The 22,053-nt window shown below is 40.7% G+C and carries 18 protein-coding genes and 5 tRNA genes; 3 read left to right on the top strand and 20 right to left on the bottom strand.

The window, feature by feature from the left end:
• Positions 1-29 precede the first annotated feature (29 nt).
• From VK159_RS05605 to rplK, 8 genes are all read right to left on the bottom strand, one after another.
• On the bottom strand, positions 30-641 hold the full coding sequence (locus VK159_RS05605; protein WP_324229151.1) for an OmpH family outer membrane protein: 612 nt from the start codon (positions 639-641) through the stop codon (positions 30-32).
• 300 nt (positions 642-941) lie between these two features.
• Positions 942-5,231, bottom strand: coding sequence for a DNA-directed RNA polymerase subunit beta' (gene rpoC / locus VK159_RS05600; RefSeq protein WP_324229150.1), 4,290 nt, complete (start codon positions 5,229-5,231; stop codon positions 942-944).
• Positions 5,232-5,352: 121 nt separating this feature from the next.
• Positions 5,353-9,165, bottom strand: a complete 3,813-nt coding sequence (rpoB, locus tag VK159_RS05595) for a DNA-directed RNA polymerase subunit beta (RefSeq protein ID WP_324229149.1) — start codon at positions 9,163-9,165, stop codon at positions 5,353-5,355.
• Positions 9,166-9,485: 320 nt separating this feature from the next.
• Positions 9,486-11,525 carry a gliding motility-associated C-terminal domain-containing protein gene (locus VK159_RS05590; protein WP_324229148.1) on the bottom strand — a complete coding sequence of 680 codons (2,040 nt, stop codon included), beginning with the start codon at positions 11,523-11,525 and terminating at the stop codon, positions 9,486-9,488.
• Positions 11,526-11,652: 127 nt separating this feature from the next.
• Entirely contained in the window at positions 11,653-12,027 is a 375-nt protein-coding gene (rplL, locus tag VK159_RS05585) for a 50S ribosomal protein L7/L12 (protein WP_324229147.1), read from the bottom strand.
• A gap of 139 nt (positions 12,028-12,166) precedes the next feature.
• The gene (gene rplJ, locus VK159_RS05580) at positions 12,167-12,694 is read right to left on the bottom strand and encodes a 50S ribosomal protein L10 (RefSeq protein WP_324229146.1); all 528 of its coding nucleotides are present in this window, start codon (positions 12,692-12,694) and stop codon (positions 12,167-12,169) included.
• A gap of 27 nt (positions 12,695-12,721) precedes the next feature.
• The gene (gene rplA, locus VK159_RS05575; protein ID WP_340438913.1) at positions 12,722-13,408 is read right to left on the bottom strand and encodes a 50S ribosomal protein L1; all 687 of its coding nucleotides are present in this window, start codon (positions 13,406-13,408) and stop codon (positions 12,722-12,724) included.
• A 30-nt stretch (positions 13,409-13,438) separates the two neighbouring features.
• Complete coding sequence (gene rplK / locus VK159_RS05570) at positions 13,439-13,882, bottom strand: 50S ribosomal protein L11 (protein WP_182805224.1); 444 nt, start codon at positions 13,880-13,882, stop codon at positions 13,439-13,441.
• A 314-nt stretch (positions 13,883-14,196) separates the two neighbouring features.
• Here rplK and VK159_RS05565 point away from each other — a divergent pair, with 314 nt between their 5' ends.
• Entirely contained in the window at positions 14,197-14,661 is a 465-nt protein-coding gene (locus VK159_RS05565; RefSeq protein ID WP_324229144.1) for a hypothetical protein, read from the top strand.
• 73 nt (positions 14,662-14,734) lie between these two features.
• Here the strand turns inward: VK159_RS05565 and nusG are convergent, their stop codons facing one another.
• The 11 genes from nusG to rpsU all read right to left on the bottom strand — a co-directional run bounded on the left by nusG (position 14,735) and on the right by rpsU (position 19,436).
• Positions 14,735-15,301, bottom strand: a complete 567-nt coding sequence (gene nusG / locus VK159_RS05560; RefSeq protein ID WP_182805220.1) for a transcription termination/antitermination protein NusG — start codon at positions 15,299-15,301, stop codon at positions 14,735-14,737.
• A gap of 3 nt (positions 15,302-15,304) precedes the next feature.
• Entirely contained in the window at positions 15,305-15,502 is a 198-nt protein-coding gene (gene secE / locus VK159_RS05555; RefSeq protein WP_324229143.1) for a preprotein translocase subunit SecE, read from the bottom strand.
• A gap of 33 nt (positions 15,503-15,535) precedes the next feature.
• Positions 15,536-15,606 (bottom strand) — tRNA-Trp (locus VK159_RS05550).
• 96 nt (positions 15,607-15,702) lie between these two features.
• The gene (tuf, locus tag VK159_RS05545; RefSeq protein ID WP_324229142.1) at positions 15,703-16,890 is read right to left on the bottom strand and encodes an elongation factor Tu; all 1,188 of its coding nucleotides are present in this window, start codon (positions 16,888-16,890) and stop codon (positions 15,703-15,705) included.
• A gap of 143 nt (positions 16,891-17,033) precedes the next feature.
• Positions 17,034-17,105, bottom strand: a tRNA-Thr gene (locus VK159_RS05540).
• A 57-nt stretch (positions 17,106-17,162) separates the two neighbouring features.
• A tRNA-Gly gene (locus tag VK159_RS05535) sits at positions 17,163-17,235 on the bottom strand.
• Between the two features lie 113 nt (positions 17,236-17,348).
• Positions 17,349-17,431, bottom strand: a tRNA-Tyr gene (locus tag VK159_RS05530).
• A 12-nt stretch (positions 17,432-17,443) separates the two neighbouring features.
• Positions 17,444-17,516, bottom strand: a tRNA-Thr gene (locus VK159_RS05525).
• A 246-nt stretch (positions 17,517-17,762) separates the two neighbouring features.
• Positions 17,763-18,065, bottom strand: coding sequence for an HPF/RaiA family ribosome-associated protein (locus tag VK159_RS05520; protein WP_324229141.1), 303 nt, complete (start codon positions 18,063-18,065; stop codon positions 17,763-17,765).
• 201 nt (positions 18,066-18,266) lie between these two features.
• The gene (locus VK159_RS05515; RefSeq protein WP_324229140.1) at positions 18,267-19,172 is read right to left on the bottom strand and encodes a tyrosine-type recombinase/integrase; all 906 of its coding nucleotides are present in this window, start codon (positions 19,170-19,172) and stop codon (positions 18,267-18,269) included.
• Positions 19,173-19,238: 66 nt separating this feature from the next.
• Entirely contained in the window at positions 19,239-19,436 is a 198-nt protein-coding gene (gene rpsU, locus VK159_RS05510; protein WP_182805210.1) for a 30S ribosomal protein S21, read from the bottom strand.
• A gap of 188 nt (positions 19,437-19,624) precedes the next feature.
• Between rpsU and VK159_RS05505 the strand changes: the two genes are divergently transcribed.
• Both VK159_RS05505 and VK159_RS05500 read left to right on the top strand, forming a co-directional pair.
• Complete coding sequence (locus tag VK159_RS05505; RefSeq protein ID WP_324229139.1) at positions 19,625-20,221, top strand: riboflavin synthase; 597 nt, start codon at positions 19,625-19,627, stop codon at positions 20,219-20,221.
• A 131-nt stretch (positions 20,222-20,352) separates the two neighbouring features.
• Complete coding sequence (locus tag VK159_RS05500) at positions 20,353-21,270, top strand: glycosyltransferase family 2 protein (RefSeq protein ID WP_324229138.1); 918 nt, start codon at positions 20,353-20,355, stop codon at positions 21,268-21,270.
• Here the strand turns inward: VK159_RS05500 and VK159_RS05495 are convergent.
• Positions 21,267-21,959, bottom strand: coding sequence for a class I SAM-dependent methyltransferase (locus VK159_RS05495; protein ID WP_324229137.1), 693 nt, complete (start codon positions 21,957-21,959; stop codon positions 21,267-21,269). The two genes, VK159_RS05500 and VK159_RS05495, sit on opposite strands and share 4 nt — an antisense overlap.
• Positions 21,960-22,053: the final 94 nt, after the last annotated feature.

The raw sequence follows: 22,053 nt of genomic DNA, 5'->3' as shown, positions 1-22,053 counted from the left end.
AACGGAAGATAAGGATTAATTCGAAAACGCTATTGCTTCTTAGATTGCTTGTAAGTGTCGTTAAGACCTTTCAGCACTTCGTTGGTAATGTTGAAAGCTGTATCCTTAAAATAGAGAGTTGGGTTACCCTCCTGTGTAGAAAAGATGAAGTTGTACTTGCCTTCCTGGTTATAAATTTTCAGGTATTCGTTGATGCGTTTCTGGATATCATCAATTGCTTTTGCCTGGTTTTCGAGATGTTGGCCTTGCAATGTTTGCTGACGCTGACCGATCTGCTGATAGCGTGTCTGGTACTCCTGTTGAAACTTTTCTGCTTCCACTTGCGTAATGGCTTGTCCCTTCTTAAGGAACTCGATACGGTCACGTTCAAGTTTATTCAACTCACTTTGTATCTGGTTATCGTAACGTGTTTTTTCACGCTCAATATCATCATTCTTCAATTTGAAGAATTCATAATATTTCTGAATAGTATCAAGATCGATATATGCAACCCTGATATGTTGCTCCTTTGCATCAGCACTATCTCTTTTTACTATACCACTCGTTGTTTCCTTTGGCTTTTTACCACTGAAATGCAACACATAAAGTACAGCTACCGCAGCTGCCACTATCCACAATAAAATGCTTTGTATACTTTTCATAATCTAGGTGGGCAAAGTAAAGGATTTCGGGTGAGTGTAAAAAAACGAAATGCTTTTTAAGAAAGCGTTAACAAGCGAAGGCTAAAAGAACAAGAAAATCCAAAAAACAAAATCCAAGTAAACCACTCAATTAATAACAGTGTCCTTGCAGTACTTCTTACCTCATATTTTCCTTTCTCACCTCGTACTTCTTACTTTGTACTTAACATGATGCCCAGTCACCTTGCATAAGAACAGACATCAACAAAAAAGTCTCTCCGCCGGGGCGGAGAGACTTTGCTTTTATCATTCAGCTAATGCTTATTCTTCTTCGTCGAAGCTCATAGCTTCTTTGGTTGTAAGGAGCAATTCATATTCTTCTTTGCTACCTACAATCATGTTTTCGAATTCACGTAAGCCTGTACCTGCAGGGATCGGGTGACCTGTGATTACGTTCTCTTTCAAGCCTAATAAATCATCAGTTTTTCCTTCAATTGCAGCAGTACTCAACACTTTCGTTGTTTCCTGGAACGATGCAGCAGATATCCAGCTTTGTACACCCAATGATGCTTTGGTAATACCAAGCAATACCGGTTGTGCTGTTGCAGGATGTGCATCTCTTACTTCCACCAGCTTCTTATCAGCACGGCGGAGTACGCTGTTCTCTTCACGGAACTCACGGAGTGTAACGATCTGACCCGGACGGAACTTATGACTGTCGCCAGGTTCAGTAACCACTTTCTTATCGAAGATGCGATCGTTTTCTTCATTGAATTCAAAGCGATCAACCAGGTCCTCTTCAAGGAACTTCGTATCACCTGCATCAATGATCTCCACTTTCTTCATCATTTGACGAACGATGGTTTCAATATGCTTATCGTTAATTCTTACACCTTGTAAACGATATACTTCCTGGATCTCATTCACAACATACTCCTGTACTGCAAACGGACCTTTGATGGTGAGGATATCTGCAGGAGCAATTTGTCCATCACTTAACGGAACACCGGCTTTAATGAAATCACCTTCCTGTGCAAGGATCTGGCGTGTAAGAGGCACTAAGTACTTCTTCACAACATCATCCTTACTTGTTACAATGATCTCACGGTTACCACGCTTGATGTTTCCGAAGGTTACCACGCCATCAATTTCAGAAACGATAGCAGGGTTACCAGGGTTACGTGCTTCAAACAATTCAGTTACACGTGGAAGACCACCGGTGATATCACGAAGCTTACCAAGTACACGTGGGATTTTCACCAACACCTGACCGGCAATTACTTCTTCACCTTCTTCGATCACGATGTGTGAACCAACAGGCAAGTTATAAGATTTGATCTCTTTGCCTTCAACCAGCAATGCAGGAATCTTGGTTTTATCTTTTGTTTCGATAACCACTTTCTCACGGTGACCAGTTTGTTCATCAGCCTCTTCACGGAATGTGATACCATCAAGAATGTTTTCAAACTTAATTGTACCGGCAATTTCAGCAACTACCACGTTGTTGAACGGATCCCATGTACAAAGCACATCACCTTTCTTCACTTGCTGACCATCTTTAACCGCCAATGTTGAACCGTAAGGAACGTTGTTGGTGATCAATAAACGATCATTCTTCACATCCATGATACGCACCTCACCAGTACGACCGATTACTAACTGTACTTTCTCACCTTCATTATTAGTAGTTGTTACAGTACGTAAACCATCGAACTGGATTGTTCCGTCAAACTTAGCCGGCAATGTTGATTCTACTGATGCAGAACCCGCAACACCACCCACGTGGAAGGTACGCAGTGTAAGCTGTGTACCAGGCTCACCAATCGATTGCGCAGCGATGATACCTACAGCATCACCTTTTTGTGCAACCACACCTGTAGCCAGGTTTTTACCATAACACTTCACACACACACCACGTTTGCTTTCGCAGGTAAGTACTGAACGGATATCAACTGTTTCAATACCTCTGTCTTCAATCTTCTTAGCAATAGCAGGAGAAATTTCCTGACCTGCTGCAACAATGAGTTCGTCGGAAATCGGATCATACACATCATGTAATGATGTACGTCCTTCAATACGATCGCTCAATGGTTCAATAATATCTTCGTTATCTTTTAATGCACTTGTTGCAATACCACGTAATGTTCCGCAATCTTCATCCTTAATAACAACATCCTGCGCAACGTCAACCAAACGACGGGTTAAGTAACCCGCATCCGCTGTTTTCAAGGCAGTATCGGCAAGACCTTTACGGGCACCGTGCGTAGAGATAAAGTAATCCAATACACTCAAGCCATCTTTAAAATTGCTCAATACAGGATTCTCGATGATCTCGCTTCCTGTAGAACCACTCTTACGAGGCTTGGCCATCAGACCCCTGATACCAGCCAACTGTTTTACCTGTTGCTTACTACCACGGGCACCTGAATCAAGCATCATGTACACAGAGTTGAAACCTTGCTTATCAGCAGCCATTTCACGGATCAACGTTTCTGTTACACGTGTATCAACACGGCTCCAGATATCAATGATCTGGTTGTAACGTTCGTTGTTGGTGATAAGACCCATGTTATAGCTATCCCAAACTTCGTTTACTTCACCTTGTGCATTTTCAACCAATTGTTCTTTCACTTCAGGAATGATCAGATCGTTGATGTTGAACGACAAACCACCCTGGAAGGCTGTACGGAAACCAAGTGTCTTGATATCATCAAGGAACTTAGCCGTTTTCGGAACGTTGGTAATTTCAATAATATCGCCAATGATTTCACGAAGGTTTTTCTTCGTTAATAATGCATTTACGAAACCAACTTCTTTCGGTACAAACTGGTTAAAGATCACACGACCTACAGTTGTTTCAATCAACTTGTATGTTAACTGTCCTGTTTCTGCATCACGAACATTTGCTCTTACTCTGATCCAAGCATGAAGATCAACCTGCTTTTCATTGTAAGCAATGATCACTTCTTCTGCAGAATAGAATGCTTTACCCTGACCTTTTACAATTTCAGTATCCGTTGTTTTCTTTCCTTTAGAGATATAGTACAAACCGAGTACCATGTCCTGAGAAGGAAGGGTAATTGGTTGACCGTTCTGCGGGTTAAGAATGTTGTGTGATGCAAGCATCAATAACTGAGCTTCCAATACAGCAGCATTGCTCAACGGAACGTGTACCGCCATCTGATCACCATCGAAATCGGCGTTGAACGCAGAACACACGAGCGGGTGAAGTTGAATGGCTTTACCTTCAATCAATTTAGGTTGGAAGGCCTGGATTGACAAACGGTGAAGCGTGGGGGCACGGTTCAACATGATCGGGTGACCTTTCAATATATTTTCAAGAATATCCCAAACAATGGCTTCTTTCTTATCCACGAGTTTACGTGCAGACTTCACTGTTTTAACGATACCTCTTTCAATCAGTTTACGGATGATGAATGGTTTAAACAATTCAGCAGCCATGTCTTTTGGCAAACCACATTCGTGCAATTTCATTTCAGGACCTACCACGATAACCGAACGACCAGAATAGTCAACACGTTTACCAAGCAAGTTCTGACGGAAACGACCTTGTTTACCTTTCAATACATCACTCAATGATTTCAATGCACGACCGCCTTCGGCTTTCACTGCATTTGATTTTCTTGAGTTATCGAATAATGAATCGATCGCTTCCTGTAACATACGTTTTTCGTTACGAAGGATTACTTCTGGAGCTTTGATCTCCAATAATCTTTTCAAACGATTGTTACGGATAATTACACGACGATAGAGATCATTCAGATCAGATGATGCAAAACGACCACCATCCAAAGGAACAAGCGGACGCAGTTCCGGTGGAATAACAGGAATGTATTGCATAACCATCCATTCAGGACGGTTTGTAATGCGGAGGTTTGCATCACGGAAAGCTTCTACAACGCTCAAACGCTTTAACGCATCTGCTTTACGTTGTTGTGAAGTTTCAGTTGCAGCTGCATTACGTAAGTCGTAGCTTAATTGATCGAGATCAATACGCTGCAACATATCATGCACTGCTTCAGCACCCATCTTTGCAATGAATTTCTGAGGATCTTCATCAGGAAGGTACTGGTTATCTTTTGGCAATGTATCTAACAGATCGAGGTACTCTTCTTCAGTAAGAAGATCGCCCATCGCCATATTTTCTTTTACGCCGGGTTGAATAACCACATAGCGCTCGTAGTAAACAATTGTCTCTAATTTCTTAGAGCTAACACCTAACAGGTAACCAATTTTATTAGGTAATGATTTGAAATACCAGATGTGTACAACAGGCACCACCAATTTGATGTGACCCATACGCTCACGACGCACTTTCTTTTCTGTTACTTCAACACCACAACGGTCGCACACAATACCCTTGTAACGGATACGCTTGTACTTACCGCAGGCACATTCGAAATCTTTTACTGGTCCGAAAATTCTTTCGCAAAACAAACCATCACGTTCAGGTTTATAAGTACGATAGTTAATTGTTTCCGGCTTTAATACTTCACCAAAGCTACGCTCCAGGATTGTATCGGGAGAAGCCAGACCAATGGTGATCTTTGAAAACGTAGGCCTCTGACGGTTGTCTTTTCTGAATGCCATATTTTAATTTTCGATTTTAGATTTACGAAGTACGATTTGCTACATCCCGGCTATTGTACTTCAATTGTTCACCGGTTAAACAGGAAACCGGTAACCATTTTACTGGCAACCGGTAACAGAATTATTCTTCAAACTTAAGGTCTAAGCCCAAGCCTCTTAATTCATGAACCAATACGTTGAATGATTCAGGAATACCAGGGCGAGGAATGTTATCACCTTTTACAATGGCTTCATAGGTTTTTGCACGACCCATGATGTCATCTGATTTGAGTGTAAGTAATTCCTGCAGGATGTTGGATGCACCGTATGCTTCCAATGCCCACACCTCCATTTCACCGAAACGCTGACCACCGAACTGTGCTTTACCACCCAACGGCTGTTGTGTAATTAAGCTGTATGGTCCGATCGAACGGGCGTGCATCTTATCATCAACCATGTGGTGCAGTTTGATCATGTAAATGATACCAACTGTAGCCTTCTGGTGGAAGCGCTCACCTGTTTCACCATCATAAAGGAATGTATGACCAAACAATGGTAAACCTGCTTCAGCAATATGTCCTGCAATTTCTTCTACTGTAGCACCATCGAAAATTGGTGTTGCGAACTTCACACCGAGTTTTTCACCAGCCCAGCCAAGAACAGTTTCATAGATCTGTCCAAGGTTCATACGACTAGGTACACCCAATGGGTTCAATACAATATCAACAGGAGTTCCGTCTTCGAGGAACGGCATATCTTCCTGGCGAACGATCTTGGCAACGATACCCTTGTTACCATGACGACCCGCCATTTTATCACCCACTTTCAGTTTACGCTTCACAGCTAAATAAACCTTCGCAAGTTTCAATACACCAGCCGGTAATTCATCACCAATAGAGATGTTGAATTTCTCACGCTTGTAACGGCCGAGTTCTTCGTTATACTTGATGTTGTAGTTATGTAACAATTGGTTGATCCACTCATCAGTTGTTGCATCACCTGTCCAGCCTAACGGGTTAACGTTAGCATAGTCAATTGTTGCAAGATTTTTCTGATTGAACTTAGCACCTTTACCAATCAATGATTCACCGAAGTTGTTATTAACACCTGCTGAAGTTTTTGTTTGCAGCAGTGATAATAATTTGCTGAGCAATACATCCAACAGATCAGCTGTATTCTTTTCGTGTATCTTCTCAACTTTTTCTAACAATGCTTTCTCACGGATCTTACCATTCTTATCTTTCTTAGCACGCTGGAAAAGTTTTTTATCGATAACAACACCTTCAGTTCCACTTGGAGCTTTCAATGAAGCATCTTTTGCATCACCGGCTTTATCACCAAAGATGGCACGTAACAACTTCTCTTCAGGAGTTGGATCGCTTTCACCTTTAGGAGTGATTTTACCAATGAGGATATCGCCTTCTTTAATTGCTGCACCAATACGGATGATACCGTTTTGATCCAGGTCTTTTGTTGCTTCCTCACTTACGTTTGGAATATCCGGCGTTAATTCTTCTTCACCCAATTTTGTATCACGCACTTCAAGTTCGTACTCTTCAACGTGTACAGAAGTGAAAAGATCTTCTTTCACCACTTTCTCGTTGATCACGATAGCATCCTCAAAGTTGTAACCTTTCCAAGGCATGAATGCCACTTTCAGGTTACGGCCCAATGCCAACTCACCATCTTTCACTGCATAACCTTCAGTAAGGAAGTCACCTTCTTTTACTGCCTGACCTTTCTTAACAGCAGGCTTCAGGTTAATACAAGTGCTTTGGTTTGTTTTGATGAACTTGGTGAGTTTGTAGATCTTCAGATCTTCTTCAAAACTTACCAAACGTTGTTCTTCATTTCTATCGTAACGAACATGAATTTCATTCGCATCAACATACTCAACAACACCCTTTCCTTCAGCATTCAACTGAATACGGCTGTCACGAGCTGCCATTGCTTCCAAACCAGTACCTACGATCGGAGCCTGCGGACGTACAAGCGGAACCGCCTGACGTTGCATGTTCGATCCCATCAATGCACGGTTGGCATCATCATGCTCAAGGAACGGAATCAGCGACGCACTTAAACCAACGATCTGGTTTGGCGCAACGTCCATGTATTCCACCTCTGCTCTTTCAAGAATCGGGAAGTCGCCACTTTCACGTGAGCGGACTTTATCTTCAGTAATGTTTCCTTTATCGTCAATAGCGATATTTACCTGTGCGATCTTCGCTGTATCCTCTTCTTCTGCACTCAGGTAAGTAAGATGTTTTACATCAGCTTTACCATTTTCTACTTTACGATAAGGCGTTTCAATAAAGCCCATATCATTTACAGTTGCGTGAACGCAAAGAGTAGAGATCAAACCAATGTTTGGACCTTCAGGAGTTTCAATTGTACAAAGACGACCATAGTGTGAGTAGTGTACGTCACGTACCTCGAAACCAGCTCTTTCACGACTCAAACCACCGGGTCCGAGTGCGGAGATACGACGCTTGTGCGTGATCTCACTCAGCGGGTTTGTTTGATCTAAGAACTGAGATAACTGTGATGTTCCAAAGAATGAATTGATCACAGAAGAAAGTGTTCTTGCGTTGATCAGATCAACAGGAGTAAACACCTCGTTATCACGTACGTTCATTCTTTCACGAATTGTACGGGCCATACGTGCAAGACCTACACCGAACTGAGCATATAACTGCTCGCCCACTGTACGTACACGACGGTTACTGAGGTGATCGATATCATCGATCTCAGCTTTTGCGTTTGTTAACTTCACCAGGTATTTGATGATGGCAATGATGTCATCTTTCGTTAATACCTTCTTCTCAATCGGGAAGTTTAATCCAAGTTTGCGGTTGATCTTGTAACGACCAACTTCACCGAGATCATAACGCTTATCGCTGAAGAATAATTTATCAATAATACCACGTGCAGTTTCGTTATCAGGAGCATCAGCACCACGCAATTGGCGATAGATGTGCTGTACCGCTTCCAACTCACTGTTAGAAGTATCTTTATTTAATGTGTTGTAAATGATAGCGAAGTCACCACTCACTTCTTCTTTCTGAACGAATACACTCTTCACTTCCATTTCGCTGATCATTTCGATTGCTTCAGCATCAAGAATTGAATCACGCTCTAATACCACTTCGTTACGCTCAATGCTCACAACTTCACCGGTATCTTCATCTACGAAATCTTCAACCCAGCTACGGAGTACACGTGCAGCTAAACGCTTGCCTTCGTATTTCTCCAACGCTTTCTTATCTGCTTTTACTTCATCGGCCATACCAAACAGTTCAAGGATATCCTTATCTGTTTCGAAGCCGATAGAACGTAAGAGTGTTGTTACAGGGAATTTTTTCTTACGGTCGATGTAAGCATACATCACATTGTTGATGTCTGTTGCAAATTCCATCCACGCACCTTTGAAAGGAATTACCCTTGCAGAGTAAATCTTGGTTCCGTTGGGGTGAATTGATTGACCGAAGAATACACCAGGTGAACGGTGTAACTGAGATACCACTACACGCTCAGCACCGTTGATCACGAATGTACCACGGGGAGTCATGTAAGGAATGTTTCCTAAGAACACATCCTGAACGATGGTTTGGAAATCTACGTGTTCCTCATCATTACAGCTCAAACGGAGTTTGGCTTTGAGGGGAACCGCATATGTTAATCCACGCTCCATACACTCGTCGATAGAGTAACGGGGTGGATCAATAAAGTAATCAAGGAACTCCAGAACGAAAATGTTACGTGTATCAGTGATAGGAAAGTTTTCCTTGAATACACGGAATAACCCTTCAATGTTACGTTTGTCAGGAGTAGTTTCTAACTGGAAGTACTCTTTAAAAGATTGAATCTGGATACCTAACAGGTCTGGAATTTCTGCAAGGTGTTTTACTTTTCCGAAATTAATTCTCTTGTTTGCTGCAACTCTTGATGAAGACATATGTTCTTACCGGTTTTTAAGTTTGTGCACACGAATAGCTCACCGTCTTTATGCAAAGACAAGTAAATTGATTTTCAGTTATTTATGACTGTAATTGGGCGCCAACTTGCTATTCAGCCTAAATTTAGGGAGGCAAAGTTAGTGATATTGTGTGTTGGAACAAAATTTGATTGCCGGCTTTTGTCCCCGTTTTGTCAGGATTGGGAAAAGTTGGCAGAAATAGATTAGAGTTGGTAGCTGACAACACTGGGTTAACCGGCAGGTTGAGCGCTTTTAAGTGGCTTTAAGTAGGCTTTATCATGGGTTTATCCATACAGTAACTACCTAATCAACACAAAACTTCCTTTTCTGTTTACATCTCTACCTGTAACGAGGTCACGATAGCTCAATGTCCATACATAATTGGCAGCGGGTTGCTGTGCCCCCTTAATTGTTCCATCCCATGGTTTTGTCCAGTCTTTTGATTCGTATACCAGTCCACCCCAACGGTTATAAATTCTGAAGAGAAAGTTTTCTGCAACCAAAGCATTCAAAGGACCAAAGAAATCGTTCAACCCATCCCCATTAGGTGTAAATGCGGTTGGCACATCAATACGACAGGTGCTCAATTGCGTTACTGTCTTTTCAATTCTATCAGTACATCCCAAATCATTTGTTACAGTATATGCTACTGTGTACTTTGTTTCATTTGATGATGATGCATATAAATGTGGGGCCGGAATTGAATCGTTGCTTGTAGCGCCATCGCCAAATTCCCATAAGAAAGTCAAAGGTCGTTCTGTTGTTGGCGTAGGATCAACATATAATAAACTATCAGGGCAAAGAAATGGATTGACGATAAAATCAGCTTTCAGGAAATTATTTAAACGAATATTATTGGTTGATGTATCTGAACAAAAGCCATTCGATACAATGAGTGTTGTGGTTTTATTACCAAATGAATTGTAGATCACTTCTTCTGATTGATCTGTACCTGTTCCGTTCGTTCCAAAGTTCCATAACCAACTATTGATTCCATTACCTCCCGGATGAATATAATTAACGGTATCTGCTGTACAACCATAGCTGATGTTGTATGTGAAGTCTGCATTCACAGTATCCTTTACTGTAAATACCAATTGCGACGGAGGCGTTTGCTGATTACATTCATCAAGAATGGTATTGCCATCAAGACCTTGTTTTAAATTGATGGTGAATGTACCTTCCTGTTGTAAAGGTTGAGAGAACGTAACAATGATATCGGATGTTAAACCATTAGCATTACAGTTGCCTCTTGCATTCGTAATTGCTACCGGATATGTACCGTTAATTGCGAAATCAGATCCTGAAGGTTCAATTGAATTACAACGGATCAATTTCTTAAAAACAAATCGAACACTGTTGGGTGAACAGGTTAATGGCACGATGCTATCGAATGGAGTTGGCTGTAGCGGAAGCACCGTGAAGGTTACTGCATCTGTAGTTGGAATAGCCCGGTCGCACAAATCAAGAATCGTATTTCCATCAGTACCGTTTTTTAATTGCAATGAATAATTGCCGGGAGGCAATGGTTGTGATAATGTGATCACAACAGAATCAGTTTCGAAACTGCTGTTACAACCAATCGGCCGCATATTGGTTGCCGTAATATTTCCGGGAAATGCAAGAACGTCGCTGCCATTAGCTGCAATACTTGAACACTTCATTTTCTTATTCAACTTCAATCGTAATTCATCACCTCCACAATTCGTTCTTACTTCCTGCATCAATGGCGCTTTCGGATCTGTAATAACTGCGGTGCCTCCACCAAATGATAATTTATAGCCTTGTTGAGAATTAGAAAAATTGCTGATCATCAAAATGTAGGTATGACCTGCAACAAGGTTTGGCAATTTGCTGAACTTAGGGGGATTATTATTACCATACGATCCACATTCAAACAACTTTGCCGCACCTGAATTCGTTCCTGTTTGTCCTTTTAACCCCGACCAGTTAGCTGCAATTGCTGCTGATGTATTGTTGTAAACTGTTGATGGATCAATTCCAGTGATATCCCATATCTGCCAATCGTAATCATCATTGGCACTAATTGGATCAATCAAGAAACCTAATGTGCCTGAAGTAAAACAGGTAAACCTGTACCAAAAAGGATTTACATCGTAATAAGTATTTTCTGTGCCGCAACCCGGTACAATAATTTGCCTGTTTACACAACTGGGAACGTTTGCCTGTGAAAAAACACTGGTTCCACAAACAGGAAATGCAGTTGCAGGCGTTTGACCAAGTGTAGTGCACTGTGCCTGTACATTGCCTGCACTTGTTATGAATAGAATAACAACAGCGAGATATTTACTAACGATAAATGATAAGTGCTTTTTCAACTAACAGATTTTTACTTACGAATGCAATTTAAATCTAATAACCACTAGACAACCACCGTCTGTAAAACGTTGCGCATAAAAAACCCCGGCATAATAGCCGGGGTTCTGAAATTCTATAAAGAATGCATTAAGCTATCTCAACATCAGCACCTGCATCTTTCAGTTTAGCTGCAATTTCATCAGCTTCTGCTTTAGATACACCTTCTTTAACAGGCTTAGGAGCACCGTCAACTAAGTCTTTCGCTTCTTTCAAACCAAGACCAGTTAAGTCTTTAACGATCTTAACTACGTTCAGTTTAGAAGCACCACCGCTCTTCAGGATTACATTGAATGCAGTTTTTTCTTCTACAGCAGCAGCACCTTCGCCACCACCTGCAGCAACTACAACTGCAGCAGCAGCTGGTTCAATACCGTATTCTGCTTTCAGAACGTCTGCTAATTCCTGAACTTCTTTAACTGTTAAGCTTACTAATGATTCAGCTAATACTTTAATGTCTGCCATTTTGTTTTAATTTTTACCGTCTTCACTGCTTTTCGTTTGCTCCGACGGCGGTTTAAAAAAATTCGCCTTTAATTTAATACCCTCAGGCCTGGGCTTTTTATGTTTGATGAAAGATCATTGATCTTTCACTTACACCAAATTACTCTGCAGGAGCTGCTTCAACAGTAGCTTCTCCTTTTGTTTCTGCGTTATGCAGCAAGGCAGCAATAACACGTTTAGCAGGAGACTGTAACAAGCCAATAACTTCGCCGATAAGCTCGTTCTTTGTCTTGATCTGAGTCAACGCTTTCAATTGATTATCGCCACTGTAAACATCACCGTTAATGAAAGCTGCTTTCAACTCTGGTTTTTCACCATTGCTAGCTTTGCGGAATGAGCTGATAATTAAAGCCGGCTCTTTTGGATTCTCAGAAAACAACAGGGCTGTTACATTATTCAATGCATCAAACACACCTGTGTAACGTTCTGCATCAATTGATTCCAATGCTTTTTTAATGAGGGTGTTTTTTGCAACCTTCATTTCAACATTCTTGTCGAAACACGCACGGCGCAATTTGCCAACCTGCTCTACACTCAAAGATTCTGTATTTGTAATGTAGAAGTTATTGTATTGACTGAACTTGCCTTTCAGCACTTCAATCACTTCATTCTTTTGTTCTTTTGTCATGATTTTAGTTTTTTAACCCTGAAAGGATTAGTTCATGAATGATTTTGTGTCAACAGCAACACCAGGGCTCATGGTGCTTGCCATGTAAATGCTTTTCAGATAAGTTCCTTTTGCAGTAGAAGGTTTTGCCTTTACAATTGCATTTAAGAACTCAGTGATATTTTCTGCAATTTTCTCAGGAGCAAAACTGATACGTCCAACTGAAGCATGAACGATACCTGCTTTATCAACTTTGAAAGCGATTTTACCACCTTTTACTTCATTTACAGCAGCAGCAACATCATTTGTTACTGTTCCTGTTTTCGGGTTTGGCATCAGGTTACGAGGACCTAACACTTTACCTAACTTACCGATCTTAGGCATTACAGCAGGAGTTGCAACGATAACGTCAACATCAGTCCAGCCACCTTCGATCTTAGCAATAAATTCATCTAAACCAACAAAATCAGCACCAGCAGCTTTTGCATCGGCTTCTTTATCAGGCGTACAGAGAACGAGAACTCTTTTTGTTTTACCCGTACCGTGTGGTAAGGTTACAGTACCACGAATAGCCTGGTCAGCTTTCTTAGGATCAACACCTAAGCGAACGTGAACATCAACAGAGCTATCGAATTTTGTACAGTTAATTTCTTTTACAAGTGTAGAAGCTTCTTTCAGGGAATAAATTTTGTTATTATCCACCTTGGCTTCTGCTACTTTTCTTTTCTTAGTCAAAGACATGTTTCAAAAATTTGAGGTGAATAATTAATTTTCCCAAGGAGCTTTACCATCAACAGTAAGCCCAAGACTGCGTGCTGTACCTGCAACCATGCTCATTGCACTATTCAGTGTAAAGCAGTTGAGGTCGGGCATTTTGTCTTTAGCAATTTCTTCCACCTGTGCCCATGTTACTTTACCAACTTTAGCACGGTTTGGTTCTTTAGAACCTTTTTGAAGTTTTGCTGCTTCTAATAATTGAACAGATGCTGGTGCAGTTTTAATAACGAAGTCGAACGACTTGTCGGAGTAAACGGTGATCAAAACAGGTACTACTTTACCCATTTTGTCTTGAGTTCTTGCATTGAACTGCTTGCAGAACTCCATGATGTTAAGACCCTTTGAACCGAGGGCCGGACCTACAGGAGGCGCAGGGTTTGCCTGTCCGCCTTTTACCTGCAGCTTCACAAATCCTGTGATTTCTTTTGCCATTGTAAAAGTTTTTTTGGTGATAGCGTCACTCACTTTTGTGAACAACTCCCAAACAAATAAATTCCTGTAAAGAACTTTTTGGGATTGCAAAGGTAAGGCTCATTTCCTTACCGGCAAAGGTTTTCAGCAAGTATTTTGCCTTCCGAAACACCAATCAAAAACGATTGTTTTGATGCGTTTCGTTCTGCTTTAAATACATGCTTAATGTTTTCATTTAAAAAAAAGAGATTTTATTTTTTATTGACTGCATAATTTGATTTAATTTTTCAATTCAATTCTAAAAAACTCCAAAAACAACTTTAAAAATCAATCACATGGCAAAAGCAAAAAAGAAAGCTGCCAAGGCTGCCAAGAAACCAGTAAAAAAGGTGGCAAAAAAGAAAGTAGCGAAGAAAGCTGCTCCAAAGAAAAAAGTAGCAAAAAAGGCAAAGAAAGCTGCCCCTAAAAAGAAGGCTGCTAAGAAAGCCGTTAAAAAAGCTGCAAAAAAAGCCATCAAAAAAGTGGTGAAAAAAGCTGCCAAGAAAAAGGTTGCTAAAAAAGCTCCAGCCAAGAAAAAAGTTGCTGCTAAAAAACCAGCGGCAAAAAAGCCGGCTCCTAAAAAGGCAGCACCCAAGAAAGTAGCGAAGAAAGCTGCTCCAAAGAAAAAGGCAACGCCTAAACCAAAGGCAGCACCAGCTCCGGTTGAAGCTCCGGCACCTGCTCCCGTTCAGGCCGAACTTCCTTTAGCTGAAGCAGCACCGGTAGTTGAAGTTTCAACAACTGATGAAGCACAATCATAAGCTGATGATGTTACATGAAATAAAAAGTCCCCACTCATTTGAGATGGGGACTTTCTTTTATCCTTTAGTAAGCTTATGAAAGCTTTTCAACCTGCATGTAATTCAATTCAACCGGTGTAGCACGACCGAATACTTTTACGGCTACTTTCAGTTTCTTCTTCTCATCATTTACTTCTTCAATCACCCCGTTAAAGTCGTTGAAAGGTCCGTCAATGATCTTGATGGTTTCACCCACAATAAACGGCTCACTCATTGTCATACCACTTGCATCAGCCATTTCATCTACCTTACCAAGCATTTTATTTACTTCTGCTTTACGTAAAGCGATCGGGTTTTCTTTACCAAGGAAGTGAATAACGTTGCTGGTGTTTGCAATCGTTTCACGAATATCATCACCCATCTTTCCGTTTTCAACTTCAATCATTACATAACCGGGATAGAAGTTGCGCTCACGTACTACTTTCTTACCATTAGCTACCTTGTACACTTTTTCAACAGGAAGAAATACCTGTTTAACGATGTTATCCCAACCGTTACGTGAAATTTCTTTATCAAGATATTCCTTCACTTTCTTCTCTTTGCCGCTCACGACACGAAGCACATACCACTTACTGGTTTCCACATTGGCAGTTTCAGACATATGTTACTTTTTGAAGAATGAATAAAAAGCTTGGAGACCACTGGCAATTCCCAGATCCATTACCCAAACAATGGCGGTAATAATGATCGTAGCTATCAGCACGATCATAGTTGATTGCTGAAGCTGTTGCCAGGTTGGCCAGGTTACTTTTTCGAGGAGTTCTCTGTAAGAGTCTCTGAAATAAGCGGATACTTTGTTCATTGTTTCGTTCTGATTTAATTTCAGATTAATCAGCACGGGCACTAGGATTCGAACCCAGATCAAAGGTTTTGGAGACCCGTATGCTACCGTTGCACCATGCCCGTAGAAAGCTAAAAGCTATCCGCCAAGTGGTGGACAGCTTTTAGTTTTATGTATTGCAAATGTAAAACATTTGCGTAAGCTAAAAGCCTTGCCTTAGCTTATTTTAAGATTTCAGTTACCTGACCGGCACCTACTGTACGACCACCTTCACGGATCGCAAACTTCAAACCTTTCTCCATCGCAATCGGCTGGATCAGTTTTACAGTAAGGTTAGTATTATCACCAGGCATAACCATTTCAGTTCCTGCAGGTAATTCAACTTCACCAGTTACGTCTGTAGTTCTGAAATAGAACTGTGGACGATATTTATTAAAGAATGGAGTGTGACGTCCACCTTCTTCTTTGCTCAATACGTAAACTTCACCTTTGAACTCAGTGTGAGGAGTGATTGATTTTGGAGCACAGATAACCATACCACGACGGATATCTTTTTTCTCAATACCACGGAGGAGTAAACCTGCGTTATCACCAGCCTGACCTTGATCAAGAAGTTTTTTGAACATTTCAACACCAGTTACAGTAGAGCTCATTGGAGCATCCATCAAACCTACGATCTCAACAGCTTCACCTACTTTAACGATACCACGCTCAATACGACCAGTTGCTACAGTACCACGACCAGTGATTGAGAATACGTCCTCAACACTCATCAGGAATGGCATATCAACCGGACGTGGAGGAAGAGGAATGAAAGTATCTACAGCTTCCATCAATTCTTCAACTTTAGCAACCCATTGTGGTTCACCAGCCAAAGCACCGGTAGCAGAACCTTGGATGATTGGAGTATTGTCACCATCAAAGCCATAAGAGCTCAACAGTTCACGAATTTCCATTTCAACCAGTTCTAACAACTCAGCATCTTCTACCAAGTCAACTTTATTCATAAACACAACGATCTTAGGTACACCTACCTGGCGTGCCAAAAGAATGTGTTCTTTTGTTTGTGGCATAGGACCATCAGTTGCAGCTACTACGAGGATAGCACCATCCATCTGAGCAGCACCAGTGATCATGTTCTTTACGTAGTCAGCGTGACCCGGACAATCTACGTGTGCGTAGTGACGGTTAGCTGTTTGATATTCTACGTGTGCAGTATTGATAGTGATACCACGCTCTTTCTCCTCAGGTGCACCATCAATTTCATCATATTTTTTTGCCTGCGCCAGACCTTTCTTAGAAAGGATGTCTGTAATGGCTGCAGTCAAAGTTGTTTTACCATGATCAACGTGACCAATAGTTCCAACGTTTACGTGGGGTTTTTCCCGCTTAAAGGTCTCTTTAGACATCTTATTTTGTTTTAATTGTGTTTACAAAAACTGTTAAACTCTTTTATGTTGTCGGCAACAAAACTCTGTTGATCTTTTGTTGCGTCGCACACTTCATCGTTTTTTCTTTACTCACCTGTTTAAAGCCGTGTTTAAACAATCTGAGCCGTTAGTGAGAATCGAACTCACGACCTCTTCCCTACCAAGGAAGTGCTCTACCACTGAGCTACAACGGCTGGCAGAGTATCAATGAGATTTTCTCACATCAACCGGTTAAAGAACTTTTCTCTCTGAGCGGGAGACGAGGCTCGAACTCGCCACCTATAGCTTGGAAGGCTATCGCTCTACCAAATGAGCTACTCCCGCAAGGAAATTTGATAATTTGAAAATGAGATAATTTGAAAATTACCTCGCTCTCATGTTTCAAACTCAAAGAACACCTACAATTATCAAATTGAATAATTCTCAAATTGTATTCGTGGGCAGGAGAGGATTCGAACCTCTGAAGTCGAAAGACAGCGGATTTACAGTCCGCCCCATTTGGCCGCTCTGGAACCTGCCCTTAAAAACCAAGAGCCACTTGTCGGACTCGAACCAACGACCTGCTGATTACAAATCAGCTGCTCTACCAACTGAGCTAAAGTGGCAATTATACACTTTCACTAAAAATGAACCAATCAGCATTGCAAAAAGCAACTACTGCATTATCAGCTAAAAGTCAATACTGTAAAGAACTTTTTGATGTACACAATGTTACACCCCGTTTTTTGGGAAGGCAAAGGTAACGGAAAACACGAAATCGAAAAATTTTTGTAAAAATTTTTCTAAAGAAAATATCAATAAGTCAAGGGCAAAAAAAAATCCCCCGATATTTCGGGGGATTTAAAGTGTGTTTACAAGTCGTATTGCTTTTCTTTTTTTCGTTTTAGTTGGGTGATGAGTGAATCTAATGCTTCGTCAAAACTCTGCTCAAATGATTTGGATGTTTGTTTTACGAATAAGTGCTGCTTTGGTACGTGTACTTTAATCTCGGCTACTTTGTCTTTGATGTTGTGTACCACATTATCGAGTTTCAAAAACACGTCAACTTTCGTGATCCTGTCGTGAAAGTTGTAAAGTTTCTCTACTCTCTGTTTTACGTACTCAATTAATTTCGCATCTGCGTCAAAACGTACGGTTTGGATCTTAACGGTCATAGCATTCCAAATTTTAGCTAGTGAATAATAAATGTGAAAGAACTGGTTTTTCTGATTTTGGGTACAGGTATTTCCAGTGCTAACAAGTTACATCAGGAGGTCGACTTATCAAAATATTTCTTGAGTAAATAAGGGGATTTTTTAACACTGAATCCTCGCCAAATTGTAGTAGTATAAATGTCAACCGATGTAGGTACAGAACTAAGCTTTCGGGTGGGCTTTCTTATGAATATCCTTAAGCTTTTCAATGGTGTTATGCGTGTAGATCTGTGTTGCAGCTAAACTGCTATGACCCAGCAATTCCTTTACTGCATTCAGTTCTGCACCATTGTTCATTAAATGTGTGGCAAATGTGTGCCTTAACACGTGAGGGCTCTTTTTCTCAATGGTAGTAATAAGCGACAGGTATCTTTTAACAACTGCCTGCACGTATTTGGGATAAAGTTTTTTCCCTTTTTCATTCACTAACAAATACTCAAACACAATCTCACCTGTGAATTGCTCTTTTTTCTGTTTGAGATAGTCGTTTATGTGCATTTTCATCTCATCAGACAAAGGAACAATCCGCTCCTTATTCCCTTTCCCTAATATTTTCAACTGGCCTCGTGCTGTATCAACCTGTGTATGCTTCAAAGAAATAAGTTCGCTTAACCGCATACCTGAACAATAAAGCAGTTCCATGATCATTCTGTTCATCAATCCTTCCCAGTTATCGGGAAATTCTACATGTTGAAACAGCACTTCAGTATCTTTCTGCTCAACAAAAACAGGTAATCGCTTGCTTTGTTTGGGTGTCACAATCGTTGTCATTGGCGATACGACAATCTGCTCCTGCCTTAATTGATATTTGAAAAAGGAACGTAGAGAAGAAATTCTCCTGTTAAGCGTTTTTGACGATGCCCCCTCCTCTTTTTGTTTGGCAAGCCAGCTGCGTATAAATGTAGATTTGATGTCTTGTAATTGAACCTCACCAAATGTTGCAGAAAGAAAATCGAAGAAAAATGCCAGATCATCCTGGTAAGAACGGATGGTATGGGGAGAATAGCGTTTCTCAAATTTGAGATACTCCAGGAAAGAAAGGATATGTGGATAATCATTGACAGGCATAAATACGAATAGCCGTAAAGTTATGAAACCTTACGGCTATTAGCTATATTCTGGCAAAAGAGAATCTTATAATTCGATCTTACCGCTTGCGATCTGTTGCTTATAGATTGCTTTTAACACATCACCTCTACGACGTACAGATGGTTTTGTGTAAGACTGGCGCTCACGCAACTGAAGTAATACCTTGCTCTTTTCGAACTTCTTCTTGTACTTTTTCAGTGCCTTGTCAATGTTTTCGCAATCTTTTGAATCGATAATCAGCATAATTTGATACCTCCTTTAAGGAATTTTGAGGCGCAAAGATAGGGGAATCCTTATTTATTCATGCAATTCATTGTAATTTTTCTTTGAGTTTTTCTTCATCCCAAAACTACTGGATAATTGAATGTTTTCTACGTGCCGGTCAGGTCCTCAAAACTTGCAATAGACAAAAAACCATCTAATTTGCAGTCATGTTTACAGGAATTATTGAAGCTACCGGTACAATTACCGGCATTGAAACAAACGGAAGTAATAAAACCTTTTGGATAAGTTCACCGGTTTCGCAGGAACTGAAGATTGACCAAAGTGTTGCCCATAATGGAGTTTGCCTTACCGTTGAAGAGGTAAAAAACGGGGCTCACAGAGTTACAGCAATTGCTGAAACGCTGGAAAAGACCAATCTGGGAAGCTGGCAAAATGATCATATCATCAATATTGAACGTTGCCTGTTGATGAATGCCCGGTTAGACGGACACATGGTACAGGGTCACGTAGATACAACCGGTGTTTGTTCCAAATTAGCCGAACTTGACGGCAGTTGGGAGTATACCTTTCAATTCCCTCCACAATTTGCAGGATTACTTGTTGAAAAAGGTTCAGTAGCTGTAAATGGCATCAGTCTCACTGTGTTTGATGTTGGCATCGATCATTTTAGTGTGGCGATTATTCCCTACACATATGAACATACCAACATGCAGGCGGTAAAAGAAGGCACAACTGTAAACCTCGAATTCGACATTATTGGTAAATATGTTCTGAGAAATGCCCAGCTTCATACAAAGAGCTAAAATGACTAATACCCAAAAAACAATCATACGAAAAGCATGATGATGCTTTTTCTTACGTTATTATTGTAGTTCCAAAACGGGGCATACAACTTGCTCTTTAACCACACTTAAACCAAAACTATTGTTTGCGAATGCCGCAAGTTTCCATTCTTATACCTGTACTGAACGAAGCTGAAAATATTCTTCCGCTGTTTTATGAAGTAAAAAAACACGTGCCTGAAGATTTTGAACTGCTGTTCATTGATGATGGAAGTACAGACACCACGTTCACAGAGATACAGCAATTAGCTTTACGTGATGACCGGGTAAAATGCATTTCCTTCTCACGGAATTTTGGTCATCAACATGCTTTGATGGCAGGAATGGACTATGCAAATGGTGATTATATTGTTACAATGGATGGTGATTTACAACACCCACCCTCCTGCCTGCCTTTAATTCTTGAGCATTTAGGAAAAGGCCATGATATTGTCCTCACCAAAAGAATGAAAACGGAAGATCTCGGTTTTTTCAAGAAAGTATTCACCCGTTTATTTTATCGTTTCATTAATTTCCTGTCCGATATTCCGATTGAAGAAAACGTTTCTGATTTCAGAGGGTTTAACCGAAAAGTGTTGATCGCCATCCGCAAATTTGAGGAAAGAGATTTGTTCCTGAGAGGTATTTTCAGTTGGGTGGGCTTTAAAAAAGTGACGATACCTTTTGATGCTCCTTCCCGTTTACACGGAGCAAGTAAATACGGGTTTGCTGCCATGATGAAATTGGCGTTGAGAGGAACAACATCATTCAGCTTTAAACCTTTGCGCATTTCATTGCTGATCGGCACAATTGTTTCTCTTATTTCATTTGGATTACTTACCATGACTGTTATTAGTTATTTCCAGGGCAAAACAGTTCCGGGTTGGGCTTCGTTAATGACAGTGGTAACATTTATGGGAGGCATTCAACTTTTAGTCATCGGATTGATGGGTGAATACATTGCCAGCCTGTTCAGAGAAAGTAAACGAAGGCCGCTTTATATCATTGATGAGATGATCAATGTTGATTAAAGCTTACTTGCACGAATATAATATTGCCCCCCAAATGGAATGTGTGCCAGCATTGACTCGGTTTTATGCAGCCACTTAAAAAAACGCCCTCTCGGAAAAAAAATCACATACCTGTTGTCACTAATTTTCAGTCCGGCATTTTTTAACAACATTGCAGCTTCTTTGGCTTTAAGCAACTGAACACCTTCATCAAATACACAGGTATTTACCAGATACCTTGTTAATGGATTATACGGGTTATGCTCAAACAAATACAACCGACCACCTGGTTGCAGCACACGTGCAATTTCATTCACCAAATTTTGCCGTTGACTTAAAGGTACATGGTGCAAGACACCTGCGACAAATACAATTTGAAAAGTGTTTTCAGCAAAAGGGATGCTTACACCATCGAACCATAAAAAATTACAGCCGGGTATTTCCTTTTTGTTCGCAATAGCAATACTTTCCTTTGATATGTCAATTCCAGTAACAGAAAAAGATGGGAATTGTATGGAGATATAAGATTCGGTTGCTCCATCGCCACAGCCCAAATCCAATAATTTCTGGGGACTGTTTTTTTCAAATCGTGCAAGCTCATTTATTTTATGTTGAGCAAAATAAAAACTGTCAGCTCCTGAAACCGCCTTTATACTTTTCGTATGTGTACTCCGATAGTCTTTGGCAAATTGATCAAAGTTTTGCTCCATAGATTAAGACTGCGTATTTTCATTTTTTATTTCAACTGCATCTGCCATCCTGATTTTTTACAACAGATGAATGATGCTCATAACGTTGTTGCTG

It is taken from the genome of Lacibacter sp. (assembly GCF_035299325.1).
Taxonomy (GTDB): domain Bacteria; phylum Bacteroidota; class Bacteroidia; order Chitinophagales; family Chitinophagaceae; genus Lacibacter.
Note: the sequence above shows the minus strand (reverse complement) of the source record. Positions and strands in the feature narration are given on the sequence as shown.